The organism is Pseudomonas sp. 39004 (assembly GCF_028682155.1).
Classification (GTDB): domain Bacteria; phylum Pseudomonadota; class Gammaproteobacteria; order Pseudomonadales; family Pseudomonadaceae; genus Aquipseudomonas; species Aquipseudomonas capeferrum.
The window spans coordinates 20928-46507 of sequence record NZ_JANIAG010000015.1 but is presented as its reverse complement, the minus strand read 5'-3'; the positions used below and the strand labels follow the sequence as shown (position 1 = coordinate 46507).

Genomic DNA, 25580 nt, shown 5'->3' with positions numbered 1-25580 from the left:
GCTATCCGTCGCCCGCTGTTGACGACAGGGGGAGGGCCAGGCGTATATTGATAGTTAGCAAACTATGAATATCCTTGGTTCCTTTCATGACCCTTGATCTCCTGCGCCTGCAAGTCAGCAGCGGCATGGTGGTTGCCGCACGCCATTGGCGGCGCATCTGCCATGCGGCCCTCACCAGTTACGGCATCTCCGAGGCCTGCGCCGCGCCGTTGCTGATGATCGTGCGCCTGGGCGACGGCGTGCATCAGGTGGCGGTGGCCCAGGCCGCCGGCCTCGAAAGCCCGTCGTTGGTGCGCTTGCTCGACCAACTGTGCAAAGCCGGGCTGGTGTGTCGCAGCGAGGACCCTCTGGACCGCCGCGCCAAGGCCCTGAGCCTGACCGCCGAAGGCCGCGCCCTGGCCGAGTCCATCGAAGCCGAGCTGGTGCGCCTGCGCCGTGATGTGCTGCAGGGCATCGACCAGGCCGACCTGGAGGCCACCTTGCGCGTACTGCGCGCCTTCGAAGCCGTCGGCCTCGGCACACCAGGCGGGGCAGCATGAACGGATTCTTCAGCTCGGTGCCCCCGGCCCGCGATTGGTTCTACGGCGTGCGCACCTTCGGTGCGTCGATGATCGCCCTGTACATTGCCCTGCTCATGCAACTGCCACGCCCTTACTGGGCGATGGCGACCGTCTATATCGTCTCCAGCCCGTTCGTCGGCCCCACCAGCTCCAAGGCCCTGTACCGCGCCCTGGGCACCTTGCTCGGTGCCGGCGGGGCGGTATTGCTGGTGCCACCGCTGGTGCAGTCGCCGCTGTTGCTGAGCGTGGCCATCGCCTTGTGGACCGGCACCTTGCTGTTCCTCTCGCTGAACCTGCGCACGGCCAACAACTACGTGCTGATGCTGGCCGGCTACACCCTGCCGATGATTGCCCTGGCTGTGGTCGACAACCCTACGGCGGTGTTTGATGTGGCCTCGTCGCGGGCCCAGGAAATCTGCCTGGGCATCGTCTGCGCGGCGGTGGTCGGCGCGATCTTCTGGCCGCGGCGCCTGGCCCCGGTGGTGGTCGGCTCGACCGGCAACTGGTTCGCCGAGGCGATCCGCTACAGCGATACCTACCTGGCCCGCGACGTTGCCGCCGACAAGGTCGGCAGCATGCGCGCCTCGATGGTGGCCACGTTCAATACCCTGGAAATGATGATCGGCCAGCTCGGCCACGAAGGTGCCGGCCCCCACACCCTGAAAAACGCCAGTGAACTGCGTGGGCGCATGATCCACCTGCTGCCAGTGATCGACGCCCTGGACGACGCCCTGGTCGCCCTCGAAGGCCGTGCGCCGGCCCAGTTCGCCCAGCTGCAACCGCTGCTGGCCGAGGCCCGCGAATGGCTCAAAGGCACCGCTGACGATGCCTCCCTGGCCCCCTGGACCGCATTGCACGAGCAGATCACCCGCCTGCAACCCAGCGCCACGGCCCTGGACCAGCGCGCCGGCCTGCTGCTGTCCAACGCCCTGTATCGCCTGACTGAATGGGTCGACCTCTGGCAAGACTGCTGCACCCTCCAGCACGCCTTGCGCAAGGACGACGCCACGCCCTGGCGCGCCGCCTACCGCCACTGGCGCCTGGGCCGGCTGACGCCGTTCTTTGACCGTGGCCTGATGCTCTACTCGGTGTTTTCCACGGTTACCGCGATCATCGTCGCCAGTGGCCTGTGGATTCTGCTCGGCTGGAACGACGGTGGCAGCGCGGTCATCCTCGCTGCCGTAGCCTGCAGCTTCTTTGCCGCAATGGACGACCCGGCGCCGCAGATCTACCGGTTCTTCTTCTGGACGCTGATGTCGGTGATCTTCTCCAGCGTCTACCTGTTCCTGGTGCTGCCCAACCTGCACGACTTCCCGATGCTGGTGCTGGCCTTTGCCGTGCCGTTCATCTGCGTCGGTACGCTGACCGTGCAGCCGCGTTTCTACCTCGGCACCTTGCTGACCATCGTCAACACCGCCACCTTCATCAGCATCCAGGGCGTCTATGATGCGGACTTCCTGACCTTCATCAACGCCAACCTGGCAGGCCCGGTGGGGCTGCTGTTCGCCTTCATCTGGACCTTGCTGCTGCGCCCGTTCGGCGTGGAGCTGGCGGCCAAGCGCATGACCCGCTTCGCCTGGCGCGATATCGTCGAAATGACCCAGCCCGCGACATTGGCCGAACACCGCCAGGTGGGCGTACAGATGCTCGACCGCCTGATGCAGCACCTGCCACGCTTGTCGCAAACCGGCCAAGACAGCGGTGTGGCGCTGCGTGACCTGCGCGTAGGCCTGAACCTGCTTGACCTGCTGGCCTACCTGCCACGCGCCAACCCGCAGGCCCGCGAGCGCCTGGCTTTGGTCATCGAAGAAGTCGGCGCCCACTACGCCGCCTGCCTGCGCGCCAATCAGCGCCTGCACGCCCCGGCCGCGCTGTTGCGCAACATGGAGCGTGCGCGACAAGGGCTGGCGTTGGACGATCACAACGACCGCGGCGATGCCCGTGTACACCTGCTGCACGCCTTGAGTGGCCTGCGCCTGGCCTTGCTGCCCGGTGTCGAAGTGATGCTCGAACCTACCGAACAACCGCAACTGCCCCCCGGCATCGATGGAGCCCCACTGTGATCGGTGATCTGGATATCAGCGGGGTGTTTCTGCCCACGCTGTTGGTGATGATGTTGTTCACCTACCTGTTGTTCCTGGGCGTGCACGCTGTACTGGTGCGCCTGCACTTTTACCGCCTGGTCTGGCACCGGGCCTTGTTCAACGTTGCCCTCTACGCCGTGATGCTGGGCGCGGTCGACCACTTTTGCCGAAACCTGATGCTGCCATGAAAAAACCTTTGCTGACCCTGGGCCGTGTGGTCCTGACCTTGCTGGTCGTGAGTTTCGCCGCCGTGCTCGTCTGGCAGATGGTGGTGTACTACCTGTTTGCCCCCTGGACCCGCGACGGCCACATCCGCGCCGACGTGATCCAGATCGCCCCGGATGTGTCCGGGCTGATCCAGAAGGTCGAGGTGCGTGACAACCAGGTGGTCAAGCGCGGCGACGTGCTGTTCACCATCGACCAGGACCGCTTCAGCCTGGCCCTGCGCCAGGCCCAGGCAACCCTGGCCGAGCGCGAGGAAACCCTGGCCCAGGCCGCCCGTGAAACGCGCCGTAACCGCAAACTGGGCAACCTGGTGGCGGCCGAGCAACTGGAAGAGAGCCAGTCTCGCGAGGCCCGCGCCCGCTCGGCGGTCAACGAGGCGCAGGTGGCGGTCGATACTGCCCAGCTCAACCTCGACCGCTCGGTGGTCCGCAGCCCGGTCGATGGCTACCTCAACGACCGCGCCCCGCGTAACCATGAGTTCGTCAGCGCTGGCCGCCCGGTGCTGTCGGTGGTCGACAGCGCCTCGTACCACGTCGATGGCTACTTCGAAGAAACCAAGCTCGGTGGCATCCACATTGGTGACGCCGTGGACATCCGCGTGATGGGCGACAACACCCGCCTGCGCGGCCACGTGCAAAGCTTCGCCGCCGGTATCGAAGACCGCGACCGCAGCAGCGGCGCCAACCTGTTGCCCAACGTCAACCCGGCCTTCAGCTGGGTGCGCCTGGCCCAGCGGATTCCGGTGCGTATCGCTTTCGATGAAGTGCCGGAAGACTTCCGCATGATCGCCGGGCGCACCGCCACGGTATCGATCATCGAGGACAAGCGCCCATGAAACGCCTGATGCTGGTGGGCATGGCCTTGTCCCTCGGTGCCTGTGCCCTGGTTGGCCCGGACTATGAAGTGCCGAAAGACGCGGCCGTGCAGCGCAGCGACCTCAACGGCCCGCTGCGTCAGGATGCCGACAGTGTGGTGTCGGCGCCGGTGCCCGAAGACTGGTGGCAGCTGTACCAGGATCAGCGCCTCAACGCACTGGTACGCCAGGCATTGAGCGCCAATACCGAGCTGCGCGTGGCCGCTGCCAACATTGCCAAGGCCCGTGCGCAGGTTGAAGTGGCCGAATCGCAGGGCGGTTTCAGCGGTGGCATCAAGGCCGGCGCGCAGCGCTTGCAGGAGTCCGGCGAGGCCTTCCTGCTGCCTGAAAAGGTGCCCGTGGCCAATATCGGTGAGGCCATCATCAGCGCCTCCTACCAGTTCGACCTGTGGGGCACGTTCAAGCGCGGCACCGAAGCGGCCAAGGCCAACGCCGACGCGGTGCAAGCCGCCGCAGACACCGCGCGCATCACCCTGGTGGCCGATGTGGTCAAGGCCTACACCCAGGTGTGCTCGGCCAACGAGGAATACCACATTGCCCGCGAGTCGCTGGACTTGCAGGAGCAAGGCGTGAAGCTGAACCAGCGCCTGCGCGATGCCGGCCGTGGCGATGAAACCCAGGTCACCCGCTCGCAGACCCAGTTCAAATCGTTGCGCGCCGAGTTGCCGCGCTTCAAGGCCGAGCGCGAGACCGGCCTGTATACCCTGGCTGCACTGCTGGCAAAACCCGTGGAGCAGTTGCCGGCAGGCACCGCCGACTGCGCCGAGCTGCCGCACCTGGCGCAGTTGGTCCCGGTGGGCGACGGCGCCGCGTTGCTCAAACGCCGCCCCGATGTGCGCCAGGCCGAACGCCAACTGGCGGCGGCTACCGCCAACATCGGCGTGGCCACCGGCGCGCTGTACCCGGATATCAGCATCGGCGCCCAGGTCGGCACCATTGGTATTCTCGAGAACCTTGGGGAGCCGGCCACCAACCGCTGGGGCTTTGGCCCGCAGATCAATTGGAGCATCCCGACCAATGGCACCCGTGCCCGCATCCGCATGGCCGAAGCCTCGACCCAGGCGGCGCTGGCGCATTTTGATGGGGTGGTGCTGAACGCCATTCGCGAGACCCAGACCCGATTGGCGCAGTACAGCGCCTTGCTGGACCGGCGTGATGCCTTGGCCGAGGCGGAGCAGTCGGCCAAGGAAGCGGCGGACCAGACGCATCGGTACTACCAGGCTGGGCGTGAATCGTTCCTGGCGGATTTGCAGGCGACGCGGACGTATACCGATATGCGCGCGCAGTTGGCGGCGGCGAATAGCCAGGTGGCGATGGGGCAGATTGGGGTGTTCCTGGCGTTGGGTGGGGGGTGGAAGGGGGGTGGTGGCAAGCCTTGAGGGTTGTGGGGTTGTGGGAAGGTGTTTGACGACAGAGTCGCGACGCTTATGCGATCGAGCGCCGCCCGCGCGGCGCATCGCGAGCAAGCTCGCTCCTACATCTGTTTCGGCCAGTCACGTCTGTGCCATCGCACGCGACCGCCTTGTTTTTTCGACTCGAGATTGAGGCGAGCACCAAGGGGCCGCGCGCGGTGGCTTCAGGATCAACTGGCCCGAAACAGATGTAGGAGCGAGCTTGCTCGCGATGCGCCGCGCGGGCGGCGCTCGATCTCAAGGGCGCTGAAACTCTCACGGCGAACACCTTGAAGCCGTAAGACATTTCCGAACCTGAAACCTGTCCTGTTTTGTCACAAGATTTTTCATGAAATCCGCCCACCACCCTTGAGAGAAATAGAGTGGAAGTGAACAATGTTCTCTTTCGCATTCCCTCCGAGACTGGCCATGAATACCCATTCCCGTCTGCTTGCCTGGCTGCCTGCTTTACTGCTGGGCCCAATGCTGGCGCTGTGCAGCACCCTGGCGTTGGCCGAAGCCCCCGCCGAGGCTACCAAGGCCCTGCACTTGCTCGATTACCTGGGTGCCGACTACCCGCCGACCGTGCGCGAAGGTCAGGTGATCGACGAGGGCGAGTACCGCGAGCAACAGGAGTTCAGCGCGGTCCTGGCCGACCTGGTCAAGAACCTGCCGGCGCATGCCGAACAAGCCGCGCTGGTACAGGGCGTGCTGGGGTTGCGCCAAGCCATCGACCAGCGTCAGGACGGCGCCGCTGTAGCCCGTCAGGCCCGTCAGTTGGGCGCACGCCTGGCGGTGGCCTACGAGGTCAGCCAGGCCCCGGTGATTACCCCAGACCCGGCCCGTGGTGCTTCGCTGTATGCGCAGAACTGCTCGATCTGCCATGGCGACAGCGGTGCCGGCGACGGCCCGGCCGGCGTTGGCCTGGAGCCACCTCCAGCCAACCTGCGCAGTGTCGAGCGGCTAGACCAGCTGAGCCTGTTCGACTTGTACAACACCCTCGGCCTGGGCATCGAAGGTACCGAGATGCCATCGTTCGCCGACCAGCTCGACGAGCGTCAGCGCTGGGACGTGGCCGCTTATGTGGCGAGCTTCACCGCCAACCCCGACGCGGCCAAGGGCGATAAAGCCTGGAACCTGGCAGACCTGGCGCGCCAGACCCCGGCCGAAGTGGCGGCCAACGAAGGCGCCGATGCAGTAACGGCGTTCCGCGCCCAGCGTGCCCAGCCGCCGCAAGTCAAACGTGGCCCGGCGCAGTTGCTCGAATACACCGCCAGTACCCTGGACAAAAGCCTGGCGGCCTACCGCGAGGGTGATCACGACCAGGCCTACGACCTGTCGGTAGCCGCTTACCTGGAAGGCTTCGAGCTGGTGGAAAGCTCGCTGGACAACATCGACACCCAGGCGCGCAAGGACACCGAAAAAACCCTCATGGCTTACCGCCAGTCGCTGCAGGACGGCTTGCCAGTGGCCCAGGCCGAGCAACGGCTGGCCGAAGCCAAGGCCAAGCTCGACCAGGCCGCCAAGCTGTTGGGCAGTGATGGCCTGAGCTGGTCGCTGAGCTATATCTCCGGTTTGCTGATTCTGTTGCGTGAGGGCCTTGAAGCGATTCTGGTGCTGGCGGCGATCCTCGCCTTCCTGCGCAACACCGGCCAGCAATCGGCGGTGCGCAGCGTCAACGTCGGTTGGGGCCTGGCGCTGGTCGCAGGTTTTGCCACCTGGGCCTTGGCGGCTTACGTGATCGACGTGGGTGGTGCCCAGCGCGAGCTGCTGGAAGGCTGCACAGCGCTGTTTGCCGCGGTCATGGTGCTGTGGCTCGGGGTGTGGATGCACGACCGCCGCCACGCCGCTGCCTGGCAGGACTACATCAAGAGCAGCCTGGTCAGTGGTGGCGGGCGCTTCGGCTTTGCCATGCTGGCGTTCTTCTCGGTGTACCGCGAACTGTTCGAAGTGATCCTGTTCTACGAGACCCTGTGGCTGCAGGCCGGGCCTGCCGGGCATCAGGCCGTGCTGGCGGGGGGCGCCACGGCGGTGGTGCTGCTGGTGGGGTTGGCGTGGGTGATTCTGCGCGGCTCGGCCAAGCTGCCGCTGTCGCTGTTCTTCAGCATCAACGCCGCGCTGCTGTGTGCGCTGTCGGTGGTGTTCGCCGGGCATGGCGTGAAGGCGCTGCAGGAAGCCGGGGTGCTGGGCACGCGGCCGGTGGCGTTCTTCGAGTTCGACTGGCTGGGCATTCATGCCGATGCCTATTCGCTGGCAGCGCAGGCAGTGGCCTTGCTGGCCATCGTGTTCCTGTACGGGCGCTCGTGGCTGGCAGAGAAACGCAGGGCGGCGGCCAACTAGCAAAGTTGTGTAAACCCCCTGTAGGAGCGGCCTTGTGTCGCGAAGCGGCCCCAGGATTTCAGCAGCGCTGCACAAATTGCCGGGGCCGCGTTGCGGCCCTTTCCGACCGGTCCGGCGCCCCGGCAAGGCCGCTCCTACAAGGATTGCGGCAGTCTGTCAGGCCGGTTGTGGTGCCGTGAGAATGTTCTGCAGCAGATGCACACTTTCGACGGCGTCATGACCCAGGCTGGTCAAGTAGCCACCATCGGGTTGATCGGTCAGCCCTTTTTCGTGCAGGCGTTTAGCAGCCGCGACCAGCTTAGCGGGGGCTTCGCTTTCTATTATCTTGATGCCTTCCTGGCTGCTGTCGTGCTTGAACAGCGCGAGTACTTCCAGTTCGGCGATCAGCTCGGGGGTAAAGGACATGGCGACTCCTGACTTCCAGACGAGGATGGCGGCACCTTCATGGGTGCCTGACCTTCGAGTGTAGTCGGGTTATTCGTCGTCGCCTTGATCCATCTCAGGTGGCAGCTCGGGCAGGGCACGCAGGGCGTTTTCATACCATTCGCTGTTGAACGCGCGGTCTTCCACCAGCATGTTGTCGATCTCGAAGGCCAGCACATGGGCCATCAGGTTGAGGATGTCCTCGCGCGCATAGCCAACCAGGGTGAGCTTGTTGAAGGTGGCCTTGGCCGCTGGCGGCTCGTCGCTTTCGATCTGGTTCTCGATGGCCTGGGTCAGCGTTGCCTCGGCGAAGGCTTCGTCGTCATTGTCGATGTCGGTGGGCTCGCTCATGGCGGTACTCCTGTGATTGGGCATACAGTTTGCCACGCCTGTGGCGGCAATGTCCGGTCATTGACCGGGTGCATGACGCTGGTCAGGGGCAGGCTGAGGGGCTATAAAAGCCGGGCCATCCCCATACGGCCTGGAGGCTGTTACCCCATGCTCAAGCTTCACGGATTCTCAGTCAGCAACTACTACAACATGGTAAAGCTGGCGCTCCTGGAAAAAGGCCTGCCTTTCGAGGAGGTCACCTTCTATGGCGGCCAGGCGCCGCATGCACTGGAAGTCAGCCCACGGGGCAAGGTGCCGGTGCTGGAAACCGAACACGGCTTCCTCAGCGAGACCAGTGTGATTCTCGACTACATCGAGCAGACCCAGGGCGGCAAGGCGCTGTTGCCTGCGGACCCGTTCGAGCAGGCCAAGGTGCGCGAGCTGCTGAAAGAAATCGAGTTGTACATCGAGCTGCCGGCACGCACCTGCTACGCCGAGTCGTTCTTTGGCATGGCGGTAGAGCCGTTGATCAAGGAGCGCGCGCGGGCCGACCTGTTGGCCGGCTTTGCCACGCTCAAGCGCAATGGTCGCTTCGCGCCGTATGTGGCGGGTGAGCAGCTGACGATTGCCGACCTGATGTTCTGCTTCTCGGTCGACCTGGCTTACGCGGTGGGCAAGAAGGTGCTGAACGTCGACTTCCTGGCGGATTTCCCGCAGGCGAAGGCGTTGTTGCAGCGAATGGGCGAGAACCCGCACATGGCGCGGATTTTGGCAGACAAGGAGGCGTCGATGCCGGCCTTCATGGAGATGATCCGCAGCGGCAAGCGCTGAGGTTTGCAGAAGCGTCAAGCCCGCCCCCACAGGGTTCCGTTAAATCAATGAGTTAGCGGTTTCTCTGTGGGGGCGGGCTTGCCCCGCGATCGAGGGCAAAGCCCTCGCCATGGCCTTAGCGCGAAGCCAGCAAGGCTTGGCCGCGTACTACCGCCGCACGCACTTGCGCCGGCGCGGTACCACCAATGTGGTCACGGGCATTGACCGAGCCTTCCAGGGTCAGCACGGCGAATACGTCCTGCTCGATCTGGTCGCTGAACTGGCGCAGTTCTTCCAGGCTCATCTCGGCCAGGTCCTTGCCGGTGTCCACACCATACTTCACGGCATGGCCGACGATTTCGTGGCAATCACGGAACGGCAGGCCACGGCGTACCAGGTAGTCGGCAAGGTCGGTGGCAGTCGAGAAGCCACGCAGGGCAGCTTCGCGCATGATCGCGTGCTTGGGCTTGACCGCCGGGATCATGTCGGCAAAGGCACGCAGCGAGTCGCGCAGGGTATCGGCGGCGTCGAACAGCGGTTCCTTGTCTTCCTGGTTGTCCTTGTTGTAGGCCAGCGGTTGGCCTTTCATCAGGGTCAGCAGGCCGGTCAGCGCGCCGAACACGCGGCCGCTCTTGCCACGTACCAGCTCCGGTACGTCCGGGTTCTTTTTCTGCGGCATGATCGAGCTGCCGGTGCAGAAGCGATCAGGCAGGTCGATGAACTGGAACTGCGCGCTGGTCCACAGCACCAGCTCTTCGGAGAAGCGCGACAGGTGCATCATGGCGATGCTTGCGGCAGCGCAGAATTCGATGGCGAAGTCGCGGTCGGAAACGCCGTCCAGCGAGTTGCCAGACACGTCCTCGAAGCCCAGCAGCTTGCAGGTGAGCTCGCGGTCGATCGGGTAGGTGGTGCCTGCCAGCGCGGCGCTGCCCAGGGGCATGCGGTTGGTGCGCTTGCGGCAGTCGACCAGGCGCTCGTAGTCGCGGCTGAGCATTTCGAACCAGGCAAGCAGGTGATGGCCGAAGGTGACCGGCTGGGCCGTCTGCAGGTGGGTGAAGCCGGGCATGATGGTGTCGGCTTCACGCTCGGCCTGCTCCAGCAGGCCCTTTTGCAGGCGGGTGATTTCGGCCAGGATCAGGTCGATCTCGTCGCGCAGCCACAGGCGGATGTCGGTGGCCACCTGGTCGTTGCGGCTGCGGCCGGTGTGCAGTTTTTTACCGGTGATGCCGATGCGATCGGTCAGGCGTGCCTCGATGTTCATGTGCACGTCTTCAAGCTCGACGCGCCAGTCGAAGTTGCCGGCCTCGATTTCGCCCTGGATGGTCTTCAGGCCATCAATGATGGTGTCGCGCTCGGCATCGCTGAGCACGCCGACCTGCGCCAACATGGTGGCGTGGGCGATCGAACCCATGATGTCGTGGCGGTACAGGCGCTTGTCGAAATCGACCGAAGCGGTGAAACGGGCGACGAAGGCGTCGACGGGCTCACTGAAGCGGCCGCCCCAGGACTGATTGGTCTTGTCGGTGCTCATGGATTCACTCATTGCAGGCGTGAACGAAAAAGTGGCAACGATGATAGCAGGGTTGGGCTTGCTGCCGCAGGGCGCCGGTCGAGAGAAATGGCCCGAAAACGGCAGGCAGACACGCACACAAGGATTTGCAGGATTGAACGGCAGTGTTCCATGGACCGTCTACAGTTGGACAGAGGACTGGCAGTGAATCTGCCAGCCGAGTGAATCTTTGGCCATCGCACCGGTCTAGAGCGTGACCGCAGTGTCGCTCGAACCACATCTGTCTACGCTATACCTGTGCGAGACTCATTCAGGAATCCAGCGCAATTATGAATGTCCTGATCGTTGATGACGAACCCCAAGGCCGTGAACGCCTCAGTAGGCTGCTCGGCGAACTGGAGGGTTACACCGTGCTGGAGCCTAGCGCCACCAACGGCGAGGAAGCCCTGGCGCTGATTGAAAGCCTCAAGCCTGATGTCGTCCTGCTCGACATCGGCATGCCCGGCCTGGATGGCCTGCAGGTTGCCGCTCGCCTGTGCGAACGCGAGGCGCCGCCGTCGGTGGTGTTTTGCACCGGCGACGACGAATACGGCACCGAGGCTTTCAAGGACAGCACCCTCAGCCATGTGACCAAACCCTTCCAGCCCCAGGCGCTGCGCGATGCCTTGCGCAAGGCCGAGAAGCCCAACCGCGCCCAGTTGGCGGCGCTTACCCGGCCTGCCAATGAAGGCGGAGGCCCGCGCAGCCATATCAGCGCGCGAACGCGAAAGGGCATCGAGCTGATTCCGTTGCCCCAGGTCATCTATTTCATTGCTGACCACAAGTACGTGACCTTGCGCCACGAGACCGGAGAAGTGCTGCTCGATGAGCCGCTCAAGGCCCTGGAAGATGAATTTGGCGATCGCTTTGTGCGCATCCATCGCAACGCGCTGGTGGCCCGCGAACGTATCGAACGCCTGCAGCGCACGCCGCTGGGGCATTTTCAGCTGTTTCTCAAGGGCCTTGACGGTGATGCGCTGACCGTCAGCCGGCGCCACGTGGCTGGCGTGCGCAAGATGATGCAGACGCTCTGACCCGCCGTGCACTGCCTGTTGTAGGAGCGGCCTTGCGTCGCGAAAGGGCCGCGAAGCGGCCCCAGGTTTTCAGCTTCGCCGCACAAATTGCCGGGGCTGCTGCGCAACCCTTTCCGACCGGTCCGGCGCCCCGGCAAGGCCGCTCCTACAAACAGCCATCCGTGGGCACAAACACACCAGCCACCCCCACCGCACCGCCTTTGACCCGTATCTGCTAGCGATGCCATCGGAGCTGTTATCATCGGCGGTATTTCTCTGCATCGGGGCGTTCCATGTCCACTCGCGAAATCCGCATTGCCACCCGTAAAAGTGCCTTGGCCCTGTGGCAGGCCGAATACGTCAAAGCCCGCCTCGAGCAGGCCCACCCTGGGCTGATCGTGACCCTGGTGCCCATGGTCAGCCGCGGTGACAAGCTGCTCGACGCGCCGCTGGCGAAAATCGGCGGCAAGGGCCTGTTCGTCAAAGAGCTTGAAACCGCCCTGCTGGATAACGAAGCCGACATCGCCGTGCATTCGATGAAGGACGTGCCCATGGACTTCCCCGAAGGCCTGGGCCTGTACTGCATCTGCGAACGCGAAGACCCGCGCGATGCGTTCGTTTCCAACCGTTTCGAAAGCCTTGAAGCCTTGCCCGCCGGCAGCATCGTCGGTACCTCCAGCCTGCGCCGTCAGGCCCAGTTGCTGGCGCGCCGCCCGGACCTCGAAATCCGCTTCCTGCGGGGCAACGTCAATACCCGCCTGGCCAAGCTCGATGCCGGCGAATATGACGCAATCATCCTCGCTGCGGCGGGTTTGATCCGCCTCGGTTTCGAAGACCGCATCACCTCCAGCATCAGCGTCGACGACAGCCTGCCAGCGGGCGGCCAAGGTGCGGTGGGCATCGAATGCCGCAGCGCCGACAGCGAAATCCATGCGCTGCTGGCGCCACTGCACCATCTCGACACCGCCGACCGGGTGGTGGCCGAACGGGCATTGAACAAACACCTCAATGGCGGCTGCCAGGTGCCGATCGCCTGTTACGCGGTGCTTGAAGGCGACCAGCTGTGGCTGCGTGGCCTGGTCGGCCAGCCCAGCGGTGGCACCTTGCTGGTGGCCGACGCCCGGGCGCCGCGCGCAGCGGCTGAGGCGTTGGGCGTGCAGGTTGCCGAAGACCTGCTGGGCCAGGGCGCCGAAGCCATCCTCAAGGAAGTCTATGGCGAGGCCGGGCACCCGTGAGCGATTGGCGCCTGTTGCTGACCCGGCCTGCCGATGACTGCACAGCACTGGCGCAACGGCTGGCGGCGGCGGGGGTGGCCAGCAGTTGTCTGCCGCTGCTGGCGATAGACGCTGTTGCTGTGGATGAGCGGCAACGCCAGTTGCTGGGTGGCCTGCAGGGCTTTCAGGCAATCATCGTGGTCAGCAAGCCGGCAGCCAGGTTGCTGCTCGAACGGCTGGCCCAGGCCGGGCTGCAGCCACCGGTTCAAGGCTGGTTCACGGTGGGCGAGGCGACCGCAGCGGTGCTGCAGGGCGCGGGCCTTGAGGTGGCCTGCCCAGCGCAAGGTGACGACAGTGAAGCCTTGCTCGCGCTGGCGGCCCTGGGCGAGGCTATCGGCGTGCCTGCGCCGCGTGTCTTGATCGTCCGCGGCGTCGGAGGTCGCGAACTGCTGGCAGAGCGTCTTGCAGAGCAAGGTGCTAGTGTCGATTATCTGGAACTGTATCGTCGCAGCCTGCCGGAATACCCGGTGGGCACCTTGATGCGTCGCATCGAAGCGGAACGCCTTAATGGCCTGGTGGTCAGCAGTGGGCAGGGCTTTGAACACTTGCAGCAGATGGCCGGCGCCGATTGGCCGCAGGTGGCGCGTCTGCCGCTGTTCGTGCCGAGCCCGCGGGTTGCCGAGCAGGCCAGGGCCGCCGGGGCCCAACAGGTTGTGGATTGCCGTGGCGCCAGTGCCACGGCCTTGCTGGCAGCCGTGCAGCGCAGCGCTGCACCTGCCTCTTAAGGCGCTAAGCTGAACGCCAAGCGCCCCCATGCAAAGGATGGATACGTGAGCGAAACTGTCTTGTCCAATAATGATCAGCCGTCGGCCCAGACGCCGGCGGACCCCGTCACCGCCCCACCTGCCAAGCGCTCCGGCAGTGGTCTGGCAGCACTGGCCCTGCTGCTGGGAGCGGCCGGGGTCGCAATAGGTGGCTGGGGTGTCTGGCAGGTGCGTCAACTGCAAGGCAACGAGTTCAACCAAGGGCAGCACCTTGAAGCGCTGAACCAGCGCGCCGAAGCGCTGCAGCAGCGTGAGCAGCAGATCAGTGCACAGTTGGCCAGCCTGCCGGCCGCCAGCGAGCTGGAAGACCGCCGCCGGCTGGTCTCGCAGCTGCAAGGCGACCAGCAGCGCCTCAGCCAGCGCCTGGAAACCGTGCTTGGCGAAAGCCGCAAGGAATGGCGCCTGGCAGAGGCCGAGCACTTGCTGCGCCTGGCCACCCTGCGCCTCTCGGCCCTGCAAGACATTACCAGTGCCAAGGCGCTGGTCGAAGGCGCCGACGAAATCCTGCGCGAGCAGAGCGACCCAGGCGCCTTCGCCGCCCGCGAGCAATTGGCACGCAGCCTGGCAACGCTCAACAGCACCCAGCAACCCGACCGCACCGGCCTGTACCTCAAGCTGGCCGCGCAACGTGAACTGGTGCAGCAGCTCAGCGCCCAGTCGCCCGAGTTCGACAGCAACGCCGATGCCCTTGGCGCGCTGACTGCCGACGGCGATGGCGCCAGTCGCTGGTCGCAGTGGTGGGCGGAAATCTCCAAGTACTTCCAGATCGACTTCAATGCCGATGACAACGTGCGGCCGCTGCTGGCCGGGCAGTCGCTCAACCAGTTGCGCCTGGCCCTCAGCCTGACCATTGAGCAGGCCCAGTGGGCGGCGCTCAACGGCGAGGCCAAGGTCTACACCCAGGCGCTGGATGATGCGCGCTCTGTGCTGTTGGCCAACTTCAACGCCGACAACCCGCAGAGCAAGGCCATGCTCGACAGCCTCAACGCCCTGGCCGAGCAGCCGGTGTCTGTCGTCACCCCTGACCTGAGCGAAAGCCTGGCCTCGGTGCAGGCCTACATCCAGCGCCGTCACCTGCCGGCCGAGGGTGAAGGGGGCAAACCATGAAGCGGGTCTACCTGCTGGCCGTGCTGGCGATCGTGATCGCCGCCGCGCTGGGTATCGCGGTGGCCAAGCACAGTGGCTATGTATTGATCTCCTATGGCAGCTTCCGTTACCAGTCGGGGTTGTGGGCGGCGTTGGCCGGGCTGATCGCCGTAATCGCCGTGCTCTGGTTGCTGCGCTACCTGGTCGGCTTGGTGCTGACCTCCAGTGGTGTGGTCAACCCGTGGTCGCGACGCAACCGCAGCCGTCGCATCCGGGTGGCCATCGAGCAAGGCCAGTTGGACCTCGCCGAGGGCCGCTGGGCCAGCGCCCAACGCCATTTGCACCGCGCCGCCGAAGCCGAGCGCCAACCCTTGCTGTACTACCTCGGTGCCGCCCGCGCGGCCAACGAGCAAGGCCGCACGGCAGACAGCGACCAGTTGCTCGAGCGTGCTCTGGAGCGTCAGCCGCAGGCCGAGCTTGCCATTGCCCTGACCCACGCCCAGTTGCAGATGGACCGCGGTGATACCGACGGCGCCCTGGAAACCCTGCTGGCCATGCACGAGCGACACCCGCACAACGGCCAGGTGCTGCGCCTGCTGCAGCGCCTGCACCTGGAGCGCGGCGACTGGTCGGCGCTGATTCGCCTGCTGCCTGAGCTGCGCAAGGGCAAGGTGCTGCCGGCCGATGAGCTCGCCGAACTGGAAAAACGCGCCTGGGGCCAGAACCTGAGCCTGGCGGCGACCCGGGGCGAAGATGCGCAAAGTGCGCGTCAGGCCTTGGAGCGCGCCTGGCAACAGCTTACCGCCGCCCAGCGCCAGGAACCGCAACTGGTGCTGGCCTATGCCGAGCAACTGCGGCAGGTGGGCGCCCAGGGCGAGGCGGAGCAGGTGTTGCGCACTGCCCTCAAGCGTGAATACGAAAGCCACCTGGCCCGTTTGTATGGCCTGGTGCGCGGTGATGACCCGGCACGTCAGCTACAGGCTGCCGAAGGCTGGCTTAAAGCCAACCCTCAGGACCCGAGCCTGTTGCTGACCCTCGGCCGCCTGAGCTTGCAGAACCGCCTGTGGGGCAAGGCGCGTGACTATCTGGAAAGCAGCCTGCGGATGGAACGCAACCCGGAAACCTGCGCCGAGCTGGCCCGCTTGCTCGCCGGCCTTGGCGAGACCGAGCGCAGCAACCAGCTGTTCCAAGAGGGCCTCGGCTTGCTGGATGAGCGTCTGTTGGCGCTGCCGTTGCCAGAAGCCGTTCGCGCCTGAACCTTTGCCTGAGCCACCCCTGAGCCCGCGCCGAAGTGCGGAATCAGGGGCTGGGTAACTTGTCTGGCAATATAAGTTAGATCTGCAATCCATTTCTTAAGACGTTTCCTACTTCCAGAATGGAAACTTCCTTTGCTATTCAGCGACTTGTCGTCCCTGTAGTGCCTTGAAACAAAGCGGTTGTTTCCTCTACCGTTTCAAGCCACTTCATTCCCCGGGACCACCATTGCCCATGCTGCCGGCCCGTTTACGCACTTTCTTTGTCCCTGCCTGCCTGGCCTCGTTGGCGGTGCTGGTCGGGTCCTATTACCTGGAATATACGCTGGGGTTGATACCGTGCCCGTTGTGCTTCACCCAGCGCCTGCTGTTGGGCCTGTACGCGGTGCTTTGCCTGGGCGCAGTGGTACAGGCGCCTTCGGCCAGCCGCGGTTACACGCGGGCGCTGCTGGCCTGCTCGCTGACGGGGGCGCTGCTGGCCGCCCGGCATGTCTGGCTGCAAGGGGCGAGTGGGGCGGTCCATGTATGCACGGCACCGATCTGGCGGGTGTTCGAGCAATCCTGGCGCGAGGCCGCCCGGCAATTGCTGCTGGGTGGGCCGGATTGTGACTCGCTGACCTGGAGTTTTCTAGACCTGACGCTACCTGAATGGAGCCTGTTGGCCTTCCTGTTGCTGGCTGCGCTGCCCTTGAGCCACCTGCTGGCGTATCGTTTCCGCACCCTGGCCGGTACTTGACCTGGCGCACACCTGGGGCGCCATCGCGACCAATGGCGTTGTATGGGGGTATTAAACACTTGTATGAACTTTGTCTGCTGAGTACCTTGATGGTCAGCACGCGCGGGAATAATCTCCCAGCACGCATACCGAAAATACAACTGCTCGATGCCGTCCTGCTGATGTCACCTTTGTGCTGCGCGGTCGTGGTGCGAGGTGCAGCGGCATCTACCCAGAAGGGAAGAGATCGCCATGCTCGATAGTTGTCAGAACGCCCAGGAACGCTGGGGCGGGGTTCATAAGCTGATCGACCGTTGGCTTCTGGAGCGCCAGGAGCTGGTGCAGGCTTTTCGCGCGTTGCGCGACGCCAAGCCGGCCTTCGCCGACAAGGACAAGAACCGCGATTTCTGTGCGGTTCTGGTCGACTACGTGTCGGCCTGGCACTTCGAGGTCAGCGAACAGTTGGTCAGCGAAGCCAAGGCCTTCGGTGATACGCGCGGCCTTGAACTGGCCACACAGATCAACCCACGTATCGATGACAGCACCCAGATCGCCCTGGCATTCAATGACCATTGCGAGAAGGGCGAGTGCAAGGACCCGGAGCGCTTCGCCGAAAAACTGGCCAAGCTGGGCGGCCTGCTGCACGAGCGCTTCGAGCTGGAAGATTGCCTGATCGAGGTGCTGCACAACGCGCACAAGGAAGAGGGCGCAGTCGAAGCCTGAGGCTTGGCGTCAGTCGCCAACCGCCAGCAGTTCGATCTCGAATACCAAAGGCGTATAGGGTGCGATCAGGTCACCCGCGCCCTCTGCCCCATAGGCTTGTGCCGACGGAATCACCAGGCGCCATTTGGCGCCTGCATGCATCCTAGGCAAGGCCACCTGCCACCCTTCGATCACCGAGCCCAGGCTGAACCACTGCGGCTGTTGGTTCTGATCGAACACCGAGCCGTCCGGCAACCTGCCCACGTAGCGAACCTGTACCTTGCCCCCCGCTTTGGGCTGTGCCCCGGCGCCGCTTTGCAGTTCGCTGTAGAGCACGCCTTCGGGTAGCTCATGCACACCGGCCCGTGCCCGCTCGTTGGCCATGAAGCGTGTTTCCACCGCCTTGAGCTTGTCTGCCTCGGCCTGCTCTGCCGTGCTGTCTGCCTGCGCCTCATGCTGCTGCAGCACGGCCTGCATGCGTGCCTTGTCGAGCTTCAGCGGCTGCCCTTGATAGGACTGGCGCAGGCCTTCGACCAGGGCGTCCAGTTGCAAGCCAGGCATCTCGGTGCGCAAGCGCTCGCCCAGGCTGGCGCCCAGGCTGTAAGCCAGGTCGTGGTCGTCCGCATTGGCCAGGGCAAAGGGCGCCACCAGGCACAAACCTAAAACAAGAAAACGAGGCATGGGCAGTTCCTGCGCAATGAGCGGGCCGTTACAGCCAACATCGGGGTGGGCCAGTATCTGCCAAATATGAGCAACGCTTAATTCAGCAACTACACTTTCACGGAGCTGCAAGATAACAACTTTGCCCAGGCATGCAACGCGGCGTAAATATTACTGTCAACATGCCCTAGCGGCGGTAGCAGCAGAAGCATAGTATGAGCCGCAATCTCGTCAGCCAGGAGGTAAACCATGTCGGCCAAAAAGAAGCCAGTAAGTACGCCGTTGCACCTGCTCCAGCAACTTTCGGGCAGCCTGCTCGAACATTTGGAAGATGCCTGCTCGCAAGCGCTGGCTGATGCGGAAAAACTGCTGGCCAAGTTGGAAAAGCAACGGGGCAAGGCACAAGAGAAACTGCACAATGGTCGCCTGAAAATGCAGGACGCGGCCAAGGCAGGTAAAGCCAAGGCGCAGTCCAAGGCCCAGAAAGCCATTGGTGAACTTGAAGGGTTGCTCGACTCGCTCAAAGACCGCCAGACCCAGACCCGCACCTATATCCAGCAACTCAAGCGTGATGCCCAGGACAGCCTGAAGCTGGCCCAGGGTGTGGGCAAGGTGCGTGAAGCCGCAAGCAAAGCACTGGACCAGCGCGCCGTAGCCGCCAAGGCTGCAAAACCGACCGCTGCCAAAGCCCCGGCGAAAGCCGCCGCTACCAAGCCAGCCGCTCGCACCGCCGCCAAGCCAGCCGCCAAAGCCGCCGCTGCCAAGGCGCCAGTCAAAGCTGCCGCTAAACCCGCTGCCGCCAAGGCGCCAGCCAAAACCGCCGCCGCCAAACCTGCGGCCAAGCCAGCCGCCAAACCAGCCGCTGCCAAAGCTCCGGCCAAGGCTGCTGCTGCCAAACCCGCAGCCAAGCCAGCTGCTGCCAAAGCCCCGGCCAAGGCTGCTGCTGCCAAACCCGCAGCTAAGCCAGCTGCTGCCAAGGCACCCGCCAAGCCTGCAGCCAAACCAGCCGCTGCCAAAGCCCCGGCTAAAACAGCAGCGGCCAAGCCTGCAGCGAAACCGGCCGTTGCCGCCAAGGCACCCGCGCGTGCCGCCGCCAAACCAGCTGCTAAGCCCGCTGCAAAACCGGCGGTGAAAGCAGCCGCCAAGCCAGCGGCCGCCAAGCCAGCCGAAACCAAGCCGGCCACAGCTGCCACCAGCACGCCTGCGGCCGCGACCAACTCGGCCGCGCCAGCCCCAGCCGCTTCGGCACCCGCCAGCACCCCGGCTCAGGCGCCGTCTTCGGCCTCCTGAAGCGCTGCCGCCGCGACGCGCAATTGATGCAGCGCGCGGTGTTCTCGGGCCTGGTCCGGCGCTAGCCGGGCCAGCCAGTCGTCCGTGGGCTCCTGAGAGTCTGCGGGCCACTGTTGCGAAAGCGCCTGCAAGCGTTCCAACAAGGTCTTCTCGGCCTGCAATTCCAGCCCCTTTACCTGCTCACGCAATGCCGCCAACAGCGCATCGTTGCGCGCTGCCGTGCGCCATTGTTGGCGCAGGCCACGTAACGGGGCCACCACTTCACGCTGCCAAGGTTCGGCGATGTCACGCAGGGCTTGCGCGCGCTCCTCACTCACGGCCACGCCGCGTGCTTGCAGCCAGGTCGCACAGAGCAACAGGCAAACGTCACCGCCCAGCGCTTGCACGCCAAGGCAGGCCTCTTCCACGCCGGGCCTGGCATACAAGGCCAGGGCGTGATTCCACAGGTCGGTGCACATGATTCCACTCACGCTACGGGTCGAGGAAGCTGGTAGACTCCGCGACCATCATGATCAGACTATCCAACCTCACTTTACAGCGTGGTCCGCAGCGCTTGCTAGAAGGCGCCGAGATGACCTTGCACGCCGGCCACAAGGCCGGTTTGATCGGCGCCAACGGCGCCGGAAAATCCAGCCTGTTCGCCTTGCTGCGCGGTGAGCTTTCGCCCGATTCCGGCGACTGCCAGCTGCCCGGCGACTGGCGCATAGCCCACATGCGGCAGGAGGTCGACACCCTCGACCGCTTGGCCGTGGACTATGTGCTCGATGGCGACGTGCGCCTGCGCAAGGTGCAGGCCGAGCTTGCCGTAGCCGAAACGGCGCATGACGGCACCGCCCTGGCCCGCCTGCACAGTGAGCTGGAAAGTGCCGACGGCTATACCGCCGATGCCCGCGCGCGCAAGCTGCTGGCAGGCCTGGGTTTCACCAACGAGCAGATGGGCCGCCGTGTCGGTGACTTCTCCGGTGGCTGGCGGATGCGTCTGAGCCTGGCGCAGGCGCTGATGTGCCCGTCCGACCTGCTGCTGCTCGATGAGCCCACCAACCACCTGGACCTGGATGCGATCCTCTGGCTGGAAGACTGGCTCAAGGGTTACCCCGGCACCTTGCTGCTGATTTCCCACGACCGTGATTTCCTCGATGCCGTGGTCGACCACGTGCTGCACGTCGAGCAGCGCAAGCTCAACCTGTACAAGGGCGGCTACAGCGCGTTCGAGCGCACCCGTGCCGAGCGCCTGGCGCAACAGCAGCAAGCCTACGAGAAGCAGCAGGCCCAGCGCGCGCACATGGAAAAGTACATCGCCCGCTTCAAGGCGCAAGCCACCAAGGCCCGCCAGGCACAGAGCCGAATCAAGGCCCTGGAACGCATGGAAGAATTGTCGGCGGCGCATGTGGATTCGCCGTTCGATTTCGTCTTCCGCGAATCGCAGAAAATTTCCAGCCCGCTGCTGGACATGTCCGAGGGCTGCCTGGGTTATGGCGACAAGGCCATCCTGGAGAAGGTCAAGCTGCAGCTGGTGCCGGGTGCGCGTATCGGTTTGCTCGGCCCCAATGGCGCGGGCAAGTCGACCCTGATCAAGAACCTCGCCGGCGAGCTGGCACCGCTGTCGGGGCGCCTGGTCCGTGGCGAGAACCTGGCGGTGGGTTATTTCGCCCAGCACCAGCTCGACTCCCTGGACGACAAGGCCAGCCCGCTGCTTCACCTGCAGCGCATTGCCCCCACAGAGCGCGAGCAGACGTTGCGCGACTTCCTCGGCGGCTTCGATTTCCATGGCAATCGTGTCGACGAACCGGTGGTGAATTTCTCCGGCGGCGAGAAGGCCCGGCTGGCCCTGGCGCTGATCGCCTGGGAGCGGCCGAACCTGTTGCTGCTGGACGAACCGACCAACCACCTCGACCTGGAAATGCGCCTGGCCCTGACCATGGCCCTGCAGGAGTTCGCCGGTGCCGTGGTGGTGGTTTCCCACGACCGTCACCTGCTCAAGAGCACCACCGACGACTTCCTTCTGGTGGCCGACGGCAAGGTCGGTACCTTCGATGGCGACCTGGAAGACTACAGCCGCTGGCTGCTCGACTACCGTCAGCGCAGTGCGCCGGCCAGCAACGCCCCAGCCAACCCGGACAAGACTGACAAGAAGGCCCAGCGCCAGGCGGCAGCGGCCTTGCGGCAGCAGTTGGCACCGCACAAGAAAGCGGCCGACAAGCTGGAGGCCGAGCTCAACCAAGTGCACGGCCAGTTGGCCGAGATCGAGACCGCGCTGGGCGACAGTGGCGTCTACGAGGCGGCGCGCAAGGATGAACTGCGTGACCTGCTGGCCCGCCAGAGCAAGCTCAAGCAGCGTGAAGGCGAGCTGGAAGAGGGCTGGATGGAAGCCCTGGAAACCCTCGAAAGCATGCAGGCCGAGCTCGAGGCGCTGTCCTGATGGCTGAGGTGTTTGGGGCGCAGGTCTTTAGGTAGGATCAGGGCGTTTGTGTGCAGGGTGAGAGCCTTCCAGCACCTGTGATATCGGGCGCCGCCCGCGCGGCGCATCGCGAGCAAGCTCGCTCCTACATTTGCTTCGGGCCAATATCGCCTGTGATAGAGGCGCGCGACCCTTTGTTTGTACGACACGATATCTATGCGGGCACCAAGGGGGCGCGCGCCAATGCTTCAGGGATAACTGGCCCGAAACAAATGTAGGAGCGAGCTTGCTCGCGATGCGCCGCGCGGGCGGCGCTCGATCTCAACAGCACCCTACAACTCAAGCCTTAAACATATCTGCAAAATCACTGGTTATTTTTTCACCAACACCTTAGCTTAACGTTTTGCAACATATGTTCGAGCGAGGTGTGTGATGTCGATGGAAGTGTGGTTGGGCTTCTTTGCCGCGTGTTGGGTGATCAGCCTTTCACCGGGGGCTGGGGCGATTGCCTCGATGTCCAGCGGCCTGCAGTACGGTTTCTGGCGCGGTTACTGGAACGCCCTGGGCCTGCAGATTGGCCTGATCGTGCAGATCGCCATCATTGCCGCCGGCGTCGGCGCCATCCTTGCTGCGTCCGCCACTGCCTTCACGATCATCAAGTGGTTTGGCGTCGCCTACCTGGTGTACCTCGCCTACAAGCAATGGCGTGCGTTGCCGATGGACATGAGCGACGAGCCTGCCGTACGCCCCATCGGCAAACCGCTGAGCCTGGTGTTCCGTGGTTTTCTGGTCAACGTCAGCAACCCCAAGGCCTTGGTGTTCATGCTGGCGGTGCTGCCGCAGTTCATCAACCCCCATGAAGCGCTGTTGCCGCAGTACGTGACAATCACCGTGACCATGATCACCGTCGACATGCTGGTGATGGCGGGTTACACCGGCCTGGCTTCGCGCGTGCTGCGCCTGCTGCGTACGCCCAAGCAGCAGAAGCGGCTGAACCGTACCTTTGCCGGGTTGTTCCTCGGCGCGGCGACCTTCCTGGCGACCCTGCGCCGCGCGCCTATCTGAAAAAAGCCCGCGAGTGATAGCACCGGCTTCGCCGGTGTTCGCGGGGCAAGTCGGATCGCCGCACCGCCGCTCCCGCAGCGCCCCCGCTATTTCGGTTTTTCCACAAACCCCTTGAGCAGATCCAACGGCAGCGGAAACACGATGGTCGAGCTCTTGTCCCCGGCTATCGCCCCCAGCGTCTGCATATAGCGCAACTGCATGGCCCCCGGCTCCTTGCTAAGCATCTGCGCCGCCTGCATCAGTTTCTCGGACGCCTGCAGTTCCCCTTCGGCATGGATCACCTTGGCCCGCCGTTCACGTTCGGCCTCGGCCTGGCGCGCGATGGCACGCACCATCGATTCATTGAGGTCGACGTGCTTGATCTCGACATTGGCCACTTTGATGCCCCAGGCATCGGTTTGCGCATCCAGCACCTGGCGTATGTCGGCGTTGAGCTGCTCGCGTTCGGCCAGTAGCTCGTCCAGTTCGTGCTTGCCGAGCACTGCGCGCAAGGTGGTCTGGGCCAGCTGGCTGGTGGCGACGAGAAAGTCCTCGACCTGAATGATGGCTTTTTGCGGGTCGAGCACGCGGAAGTACAGCACCGCATTGACCTTTACCGAGACGTTGTCGCGGGTGATCACATCCTGTGGCGGCACATCCAGCACGACCGTGCGCAGGTCTACCCGGACCATCTGCTGGATGACCGGGATCAGCAAGATCAGCCCCGGCCCTTTGACCTGCCAGAAGCGCCCCAGCTGGAACACCACGCCGCGCTCGTACTCTCGCAAGATACGGAACGCCGAAAGCAACAGCACGCCCAACAGCATCAGCAGGGCGCCGAAACCCAATTGCATGAACATCGTCATTCTCCTTGCGCCGAAGGTGCAGCGGCGCTTACCTCCAGCATCACGCCGCGACGCGCCATGACGCGCACGTGTTGACCAGGTTGCAGTGGCGTCGCGCACTGTACCTGCCACTGTTCGCCCTGCGCCTGTACCGAGCCGCAGTACGGGTTGTCTGCCAGCACCTGGGTGACGGTGACCAGGCTGCCGACCAGGCCGGCATCACCGCTGACCAAGGCGCGCTTGCGCGTTTTCAGCGCCATGCCCAGCACGCCACCGATGAACAGCGCCGAAAGCAGCGCCAGGCTGACGATGAACGCCAAAGGAATGCCAAAGCCGGGGGCATCGGTATCCATCAAGATGACCGCACCGACCACGAACGCAACGATGCCGCCAAAGCCGACCACGCCAAAGCTGGGCAAGAACGCTTCGGCGATCATGAAGGCCAGCCCAAGCAGAATCAGCGCGACCCCGGCGTAGCTCACCGGCAGCAACTGCAGGGCATACAGCGCCAACAGCAGGCAGATGCCGCCGATCACGCCGCCAACGGCGGAGCCAGGGCTCATGAACTCGAACAGCAGGCCGTACACGCCGACCATGATCAGCATCAGCGCCACGCTGGGGTTGGTGATCACCGCCAGTAAGCGCGTGCGCCAGTCCGGCAGGTGCTCGACCAGGCTGGCATCGCGGGTGTGCAGTTGCCGTGGTTGGCCGGCAACCTCCAGCGTCTTGCCATCGAGCTGGCGCAGCAGGTCGGGCAGGTCGTTCGCCACCAAGTCGATTACCTTCAGCTGCATGGCCTCGCTGGCTGACAGGCTGACCGCTTCACGCACCGCCTTCTCCGCCCAATCGGCATTGCGCCCGCGCAGCTGCGCCAGGCCCCGTATGTAGGCGGCGGCGTCATTGACCTGTTTGCGGGCGAGGGTTTGCTCATCGTCACCGGGCCTGGCCTTGTCGTCTTTGGGGGCGCCGCCGATCTGCACCGGTGTGGCAGCCCCCAGGTTGGTCCCCGGGGCCATGGCTGCGACATGGCTGGCATAGAGGATGTAGGTGCCGGCGCTGGCAGCGCGTGCCCCGCTGGGGGCGACGAAGCTTGCAACAGGCACGGGGCTGGCGAGTATTGCCTTGATCATCTGGCGCATGGCGCTGTCCAGGCCGCCGGGCGTATCCATGCGGATGACCACCAGTTGCGCGCCCTGCGCCTGGGCCTGGTCCAGGCTGCGCACCAGGTAGTCGGCACTGGCCGGGCCGATGGCATCGTCGATGCTCAACACCCAGACCGCACCGGGCGCGGCCTGGCCGCTCGGCGTCAACCCGAGCAGCATCAACAGCAACAGCCAGCGCCACCAGCGAGCGGCCACCTGTCGTCACCTCGTTCGCCTCTATTTCACAAGTTTAGTCATGGCTGGCGGCCCAAGGCCTAAAATTGAAGATTGGGGGTAACTGCGGAGGTGCATCATGCGCATGGCAAAGACGCTGCAGGCTCGCCTGGACAAGGCCAACTGCGACTACGACATCATTCCCCATCCACATTCGGCCACCAGCCTGGAATCGGCCCGCACGGCCGGCGTACCCGCCGAGCGGGTCGCCAAGTCGGTGATGCTCGATGACCGGCATGGCAACTACATCATGGCCGTGCTACCGGCCAACCGGCATCTGGACATGAGCAAGGTACGCATGTCCGGCGCCTGGCAACTGACCCGCGAAAGTGGCTTGCCGAGCCTGTTCGGTGATTGCGAACGGGGCGCGGTACCGGCGCTTGGCGATGCCTACGCGATAAAAATGATGCTCGACCCGACCCTTACCCGCCAAGGTGATGTCTACCTGGAGGCAGGTGACCACGATCACCTGATCCACATGAGCATGGAGCAGTTCATGAAGCTGGTACCGCACGCCGAAGTGCGTGAGCTGTGCTGATGTTCTCAAACCAATGCCGGGCGGGCGTCGTGGACG

The 25580-nt window shown here is 64.4% G+C and carries 25 protein-coding genes; 18 read left to right on the top strand and 7 right to left on the bottom strand.

Annotation, left to right across the window (positions count from 1 at the left end; translation table 11 throughout):
- Positions 1 to 86: 86 nt before the first annotated feature.
- From NP534_RS04730 to NP534_RS04705, 6 genes are all read left to right on the top strand, one after another.
- On the top strand, positions 87 to 539 hold the full coding sequence (locus tag NP534_RS04730; RefSeq protein ID WP_033703319.1) for a MarR family winged helix-turn-helix transcriptional regulator: 453 nt from the start codon (positions 87 to 89) through the stop codon (positions 537 to 539).
- Entirely contained in the window at positions 536 to 2623 is a 2088-nt protein-coding gene (locus NP534_RS04725) for an FUSC family protein (protein WP_274097936.1), read from the top strand. Before NP534_RS04730 ends, NP534_RS04725 begins: the two co-directional genes overlap by 4 nt.
- Positions 2620 to 2832, top strand: a complete 213-nt coding sequence (locus tag NP534_RS04720) for a DUF1656 domain-containing protein (RefSeq protein WP_033703316.1) — start codon at positions 2620 to 2622, stop codon at positions 2830 to 2832. The genes NP534_RS04725 and NP534_RS04720 overlap by 4 nt, the downstream gene beginning before the upstream one ends.
- Positions 2829 to 3704: an efflux RND transporter periplasmic adaptor subunit gene (locus NP534_RS04715; RefSeq protein WP_274097935.1), complete on the top strand. Its 876-nt coding sequence runs from the start codon at positions 2829 to 2831 to the stop codon at positions 3702 to 3704. Before NP534_RS04720 ends, NP534_RS04715 begins: the two co-directional genes overlap by 4 nt.
- Positions 3701 to 5122: an efflux transporter outer membrane subunit gene (locus tag NP534_RS04710; protein WP_033703314.1), complete on the top strand. Its 1422-nt coding sequence runs from the start codon at positions 3701 to 3703 to the stop codon at positions 5120 to 5122. The genes NP534_RS04715 and NP534_RS04710 overlap by 4 nt, the downstream gene beginning before the upstream one ends.
- A 408-nt stretch (positions 5123 to 5530) precedes the next feature.
- Positions 5531 to 7474, top strand: coding sequence for a cytochrome c/FTR1 family iron permease (locus tag NP534_RS04705; protein ID WP_274097934.1), 1944 nt, complete (start codon positions 5531 to 5533; stop codon positions 7472 to 7474).
- Positions 7475 to 7630: 156 nt separating this feature from the next.
- On the opposite strand, the gene NP534_RS04700 is transcribed toward NP534_RS04705, so the two are convergent.
- Together NP534_RS04700 and NP534_RS04695 are read right to left on the bottom strand one after the other, a co-directional pair.
- Positions 7631 to 7879, bottom strand: a complete 249-nt coding sequence (locus tag NP534_RS04700; RefSeq protein WP_274097933.1) for a TIGR02647 family protein — start codon at positions 7877 to 7879, stop codon at positions 7631 to 7633.
- Positions 7880 to 7948: 69 nt separating this feature from the next.
- On the bottom strand, positions 7949 to 8248 hold the full coding sequence (locus tag NP534_RS04695; RefSeq protein WP_186660536.1) for a hypothetical protein: 300 nt from the start codon (positions 8246 to 8248) through the stop codon (positions 7949 to 7951).
- A 147-nt stretch (positions 8249 to 8395) separates the two neighbouring features.
- Between NP534_RS04695 and NP534_RS04690 the strand changes: the two genes are divergently transcribed.
- Positions 8396 to 9058 carry a glutathione S-transferase gene (locus tag NP534_RS04690; protein ID WP_033703310.1) on the top strand — a complete coding sequence of 221 codons (663 nt, stop codon included), beginning with the start codon at positions 8396 to 8398 and terminating at the stop codon, positions 9056 to 9058.
- 115 nt (positions 9059 to 9173) lie between these two features.
- Here NP534_RS04690 and argH read toward each other — a convergent pair whose 3' ends face one another.
- Positions 9174 to 10568: an argininosuccinate lyase gene (gene argH / locus NP534_RS04685; RefSeq protein ID WP_033703309.1), complete on the bottom strand. Its 1395-nt coding sequence runs from the start codon at positions 10566 to 10568 to the stop codon at positions 9174 to 9176.
- 308 nt (positions 10569 to 10876) lie between these two features.
- Here argH and NP534_RS04680 point away from each other — a divergent pair, with 308 nt between their 5' ends.
- From NP534_RS04680 to NP534_RS04650, 7 genes are all read left to right on the top strand, one after another.
- Positions 10877 to 11620 (top strand): LytR/AlgR family response regulator transcription factor, encoded by a 744-nt coding sequence (locus tag NP534_RS04680; RefSeq protein ID WP_033703307.1) that lies wholly within the window; start codon positions 10877 to 10879, stop codon positions 11618 to 11620.
- 272 nt (positions 11621 to 11892) lie between these two features.
- A complete protein-coding gene (gene hemC / locus NP534_RS04675; RefSeq protein WP_033703306.1) occupies positions 11893 to 12834 on the top strand; it encodes a hydroxymethylbilane synthase in 942 nt (313 codons plus the stop codon).
- Positions 12831 to 13598 (top strand): uroporphyrinogen-III synthase, encoded by a 768-nt coding sequence (locus tag NP534_RS04670; RefSeq protein ID WP_274097932.1) that lies wholly within the window; start codon positions 12831 to 12833, stop codon positions 13596 to 13598. The genes hemC and NP534_RS04670 overlap by 4 nt, the downstream gene beginning before the upstream one ends.
- A gap of 45 nt (positions 13599 to 13643) precedes the next feature.
- A complete protein-coding gene (locus tag NP534_RS04665; protein ID WP_047582865.1) occupies positions 13644 to 14744 on the top strand; it encodes a uroporphyrinogen-III C-methyltransferase in 1101 nt (366 codons plus the stop codon).
- Positions 14741 to 15979 carry a heme biosynthesis protein HemY gene (locus tag NP534_RS04660; protein ID WP_274097931.1) on the top strand — a complete coding sequence of 413 codons (1239 nt, stop codon included), beginning with the start codon at positions 14741 to 14743 and terminating at the stop codon, positions 15977 to 15979. Before NP534_RS04665 ends, NP534_RS04660 begins: the two co-directional genes overlap by 4 nt.
- 232 nt (positions 15980 to 16211) lie before the next feature.
- Positions 16212 to 16712 carry a disulfide bond formation protein B gene (locus tag NP534_RS04655; protein ID WP_274097930.1) on the top strand — a complete coding sequence of 167 codons (501 nt, stop codon included), beginning with the start codon at positions 16212 to 16214 and terminating at the stop codon, positions 16710 to 16712.
- Between the two features lie 231 nt (positions 16713 to 16943).
- Positions 16944 to 17414 carry an Rsd/AlgQ family anti-sigma factor gene (locus NP534_RS04650; protein ID WP_033703299.1) on the top strand — a complete coding sequence of 157 codons (471 nt, stop codon included), beginning with the start codon at positions 16944 to 16946 and terminating at the stop codon, positions 17412 to 17414.
- Between the two features lie 9 nt (positions 17415 to 17423).
- Here the strand turns inward: NP534_RS04650 and NP534_RS04645 are convergent, their stop codons facing one another.
- A complete protein-coding gene (locus NP534_RS04645; protein WP_033703297.1) occupies positions 17424 to 18074 on the bottom strand; it encodes an FKBP-type peptidyl-prolyl cis-trans isomerase in 651 nt (216 codons plus the stop codon).
- Between the two features lie 228 nt (positions 18075 to 18302).
- Here NP534_RS04645 and NP534_RS04640 point away from each other — a divergent pair, with 228 nt between their 5' ends.
- Positions 18303 to 19343, top strand: a complete 1041-nt coding sequence (locus tag NP534_RS04640; protein ID WP_274097929.1) for an AlgP family protein — start codon at positions 18303 to 18305, stop codon at positions 19341 to 19343.
- On the opposite strand, the gene NP534_RS04635 is transcribed toward NP534_RS04640, so the two are convergent.
- Positions 19319 to 19801 carry a TIGR02444 family protein gene (locus NP534_RS04635; RefSeq protein ID WP_274097942.1) on the bottom strand — a complete coding sequence of 161 codons (483 nt, stop codon included), beginning with the start codon at positions 19799 to 19801 and terminating at the stop codon, positions 19319 to 19321. The genes NP534_RS04640 and NP534_RS04635 overlap by 25 nt on opposite strands.
- Positions 19802 to 19851: 50 nt before the next feature.
- On the opposite strand from NP534_RS04635, the gene NP534_RS04630 reads away from it, so the two are divergent.
- Together NP534_RS04630 and NP534_RS04625 are read left to right on the top strand one after the other, a co-directional pair.
- Positions 19852 to 21762 (top strand): ATP-binding cassette domain-containing protein, encoded by a 1911-nt coding sequence (locus tag NP534_RS04630; protein ID WP_274097928.1) that lies wholly within the window; start codon positions 19852 to 19854, stop codon positions 21760 to 21762.
- Positions 21763 to 22173: 411 nt separating this feature from the next.
- Positions 22174 to 22806, top strand: a complete 633-nt coding sequence (locus NP534_RS04625) for a LysE family transporter (protein ID WP_274097927.1) — start codon at positions 22174 to 22176, stop codon at positions 22804 to 22806.
- A gap of 86 nt (positions 22807 to 22892) precedes the next feature.
- Here the strand turns inward: NP534_RS04625 and NP534_RS04620 are convergent, their stop codons facing one another.
- Positions 22893 to 23645, bottom strand: a complete 753-nt coding sequence (locus NP534_RS04620; protein ID WP_027595137.1) for a slipin family protein — start codon at positions 23643 to 23645, stop codon at positions 22893 to 22895.
- 2 nt (positions 23646 to 23647) lie between these two features.
- On the bottom strand, positions 23648 to 24988 hold the full coding sequence (locus NP534_RS04615; protein ID WP_274097926.1) for an NfeD family protein: 1341 nt from the start codon (positions 24986 to 24988) through the stop codon (positions 23648 to 23650).
- A gap of 97 nt (positions 24989 to 25085) precedes the next feature.
- Here NP534_RS04615 and NP534_RS04610 point away from each other — a divergent pair, with 97 nt between their 5' ends.
- Positions 25086 to 25544, top strand: a complete 459-nt coding sequence (locus NP534_RS04610) for an aminoacyl-tRNA deacylase (protein ID WP_033703289.1) — start codon at positions 25086 to 25088, stop codon at positions 25542 to 25544.
- Positions 25545 to 25580 lie beyond the last annotated feature (36 nt).

Bases quoted from the DNA above. Each gene is read 5' to 3' on its own strand.
- NP534_RS04730 (WP_033703319.1), top strand. From the start codon at position 87: ATGACCCTTGATCTCCTGCGCCTGCAAGTCAGCAGCGGCATGGTGGTT.
- NP534_RS04725 (WP_274097936.1), top strand. From the start codon at position 536: ATGAACGGATTCTTCAGCTCGGTGCCCCCGGCCCGCGATTGGTTCTAC.
- NP534_RS04715 (WP_274097935.1), top strand. From the start codon at position 2,829: ATGAAAAAACCTTTGCTGACCCTGGGCCGTGTGGTCCTGACCTTGCTG.
- NP534_RS04710 (WP_033703314.1), top strand. From the start codon at position 3,701: ATGAAACGCCTGATGCTGGTGGGCATGGCCTTGTCCCTCGGTGCCTGT.
- NP534_RS04705 (WP_274097934.1), top strand. From the start codon at position 5,531: ATGTTCTCTTTCGCATTCCCTCCGAGACTGGCCATGAATACCCATTCC.
- NP534_RS04700 (WP_274097933.1), bottom strand. From the start codon at position 7,879: ATGTCCTTTACCCCCGAGCTGATCGCCGAACTGGAAGTACTCGCGCTG.
- NP534_RS04695 (WP_186660536.1), bottom strand. From the start codon at position 8,248: ATGAGCGAGCCCACCGACATCGACAATGACGACGAAGCCTTCGCCGAG.
- NP534_RS04690 (WP_033703310.1), top strand. From the start codon at position 8,396: ATGCTCAAGCTTCACGGATTCTCAGTCAGCAACTACTACAACATGGTA.
- argH (WP_033703309.1), bottom strand. From the start codon at position 10,568: ATGAGCACCGACAAGACCAATCAGTCCTGGGGCGGCCGCTTCAGTGAG.
- NP534_RS04680 (WP_033703307.1), top strand. From the start codon at position 10,877: ATGAATGTCCTGATCGTTGATGACGAACCCCAAGGCCGTGAACGCCTC.
- hemC (WP_033703306.1), top strand. From the start codon at position 11,893: ATGTCCACTCGCGAAATCCGCATTGCCACCCGTAAAAGTGCCTTGGCC.
- NP534_RS04660 (WP_274097931.1), top strand. From the start codon at position 14,741: ATGAAGCGGGTCTACCTGCTGGCCGTGCTGGCGATCGTGATCGCCGCC.
- NP534_RS04655 (WP_274097930.1), top strand. From the start codon at position 16,212: ATGCTGCCGGCCCGTTTACGCACTTTCTTTGTCCCTGCCTGCCTGGCC.
- NP534_RS04650 (WP_033703299.1), top strand. From the start codon at position 16,944: ATGCTCGATAGTTGTCAGAACGCCCAGGAACGCTGGGGCGGGGTTCAT.
- NP534_RS04645 (WP_033703297.1), bottom strand. From the start codon at position 18,074: ATGCCTCGTTTTCTTGTTTTAGGTTTGTGCCTGGTGGCGCCCTTTGCC.
- NP534_RS04640 (WP_274097929.1), top strand. From the start codon at position 18,303: ATGTCGGCCAAAAAGAAGCCAGTAAGTACGCCGTTGCACCTGCTCCAG.
- NP534_RS04635 (WP_274097942.1), bottom strand. From the start codon at position 19,801: ATGTGCACCGACCTGTGGAATCACGCCCTGGCCTTGTATGCCAGGCCC.
- NP534_RS04630 (WP_274097928.1), top strand. From the start codon at position 19,852: ATGATCAGACTATCCAACCTCACTTTACAGCGTGGTCCGCAGCGCTTG.
- NP534_RS04625 (WP_274097927.1), top strand. From the start codon at position 22,174: ATGTCGATGGAAGTGTGGTTGGGCTTCTTTGCCGCGTGTTGGGTGATC.
- NP534_RS04620 (WP_027595137.1), bottom strand. From the start codon at position 23,645: ATGTTCATGCAATTGGGTTTCGGCGCCCTGCTGATGCTGTTGGGCGTG.
- NP534_RS04610 (WP_033703289.1), top strand. From the start codon at position 25,086: ATGCGCATGGCAAAGACGCTGCAGGCTCGCCTGGACAAGGCCAACTGC.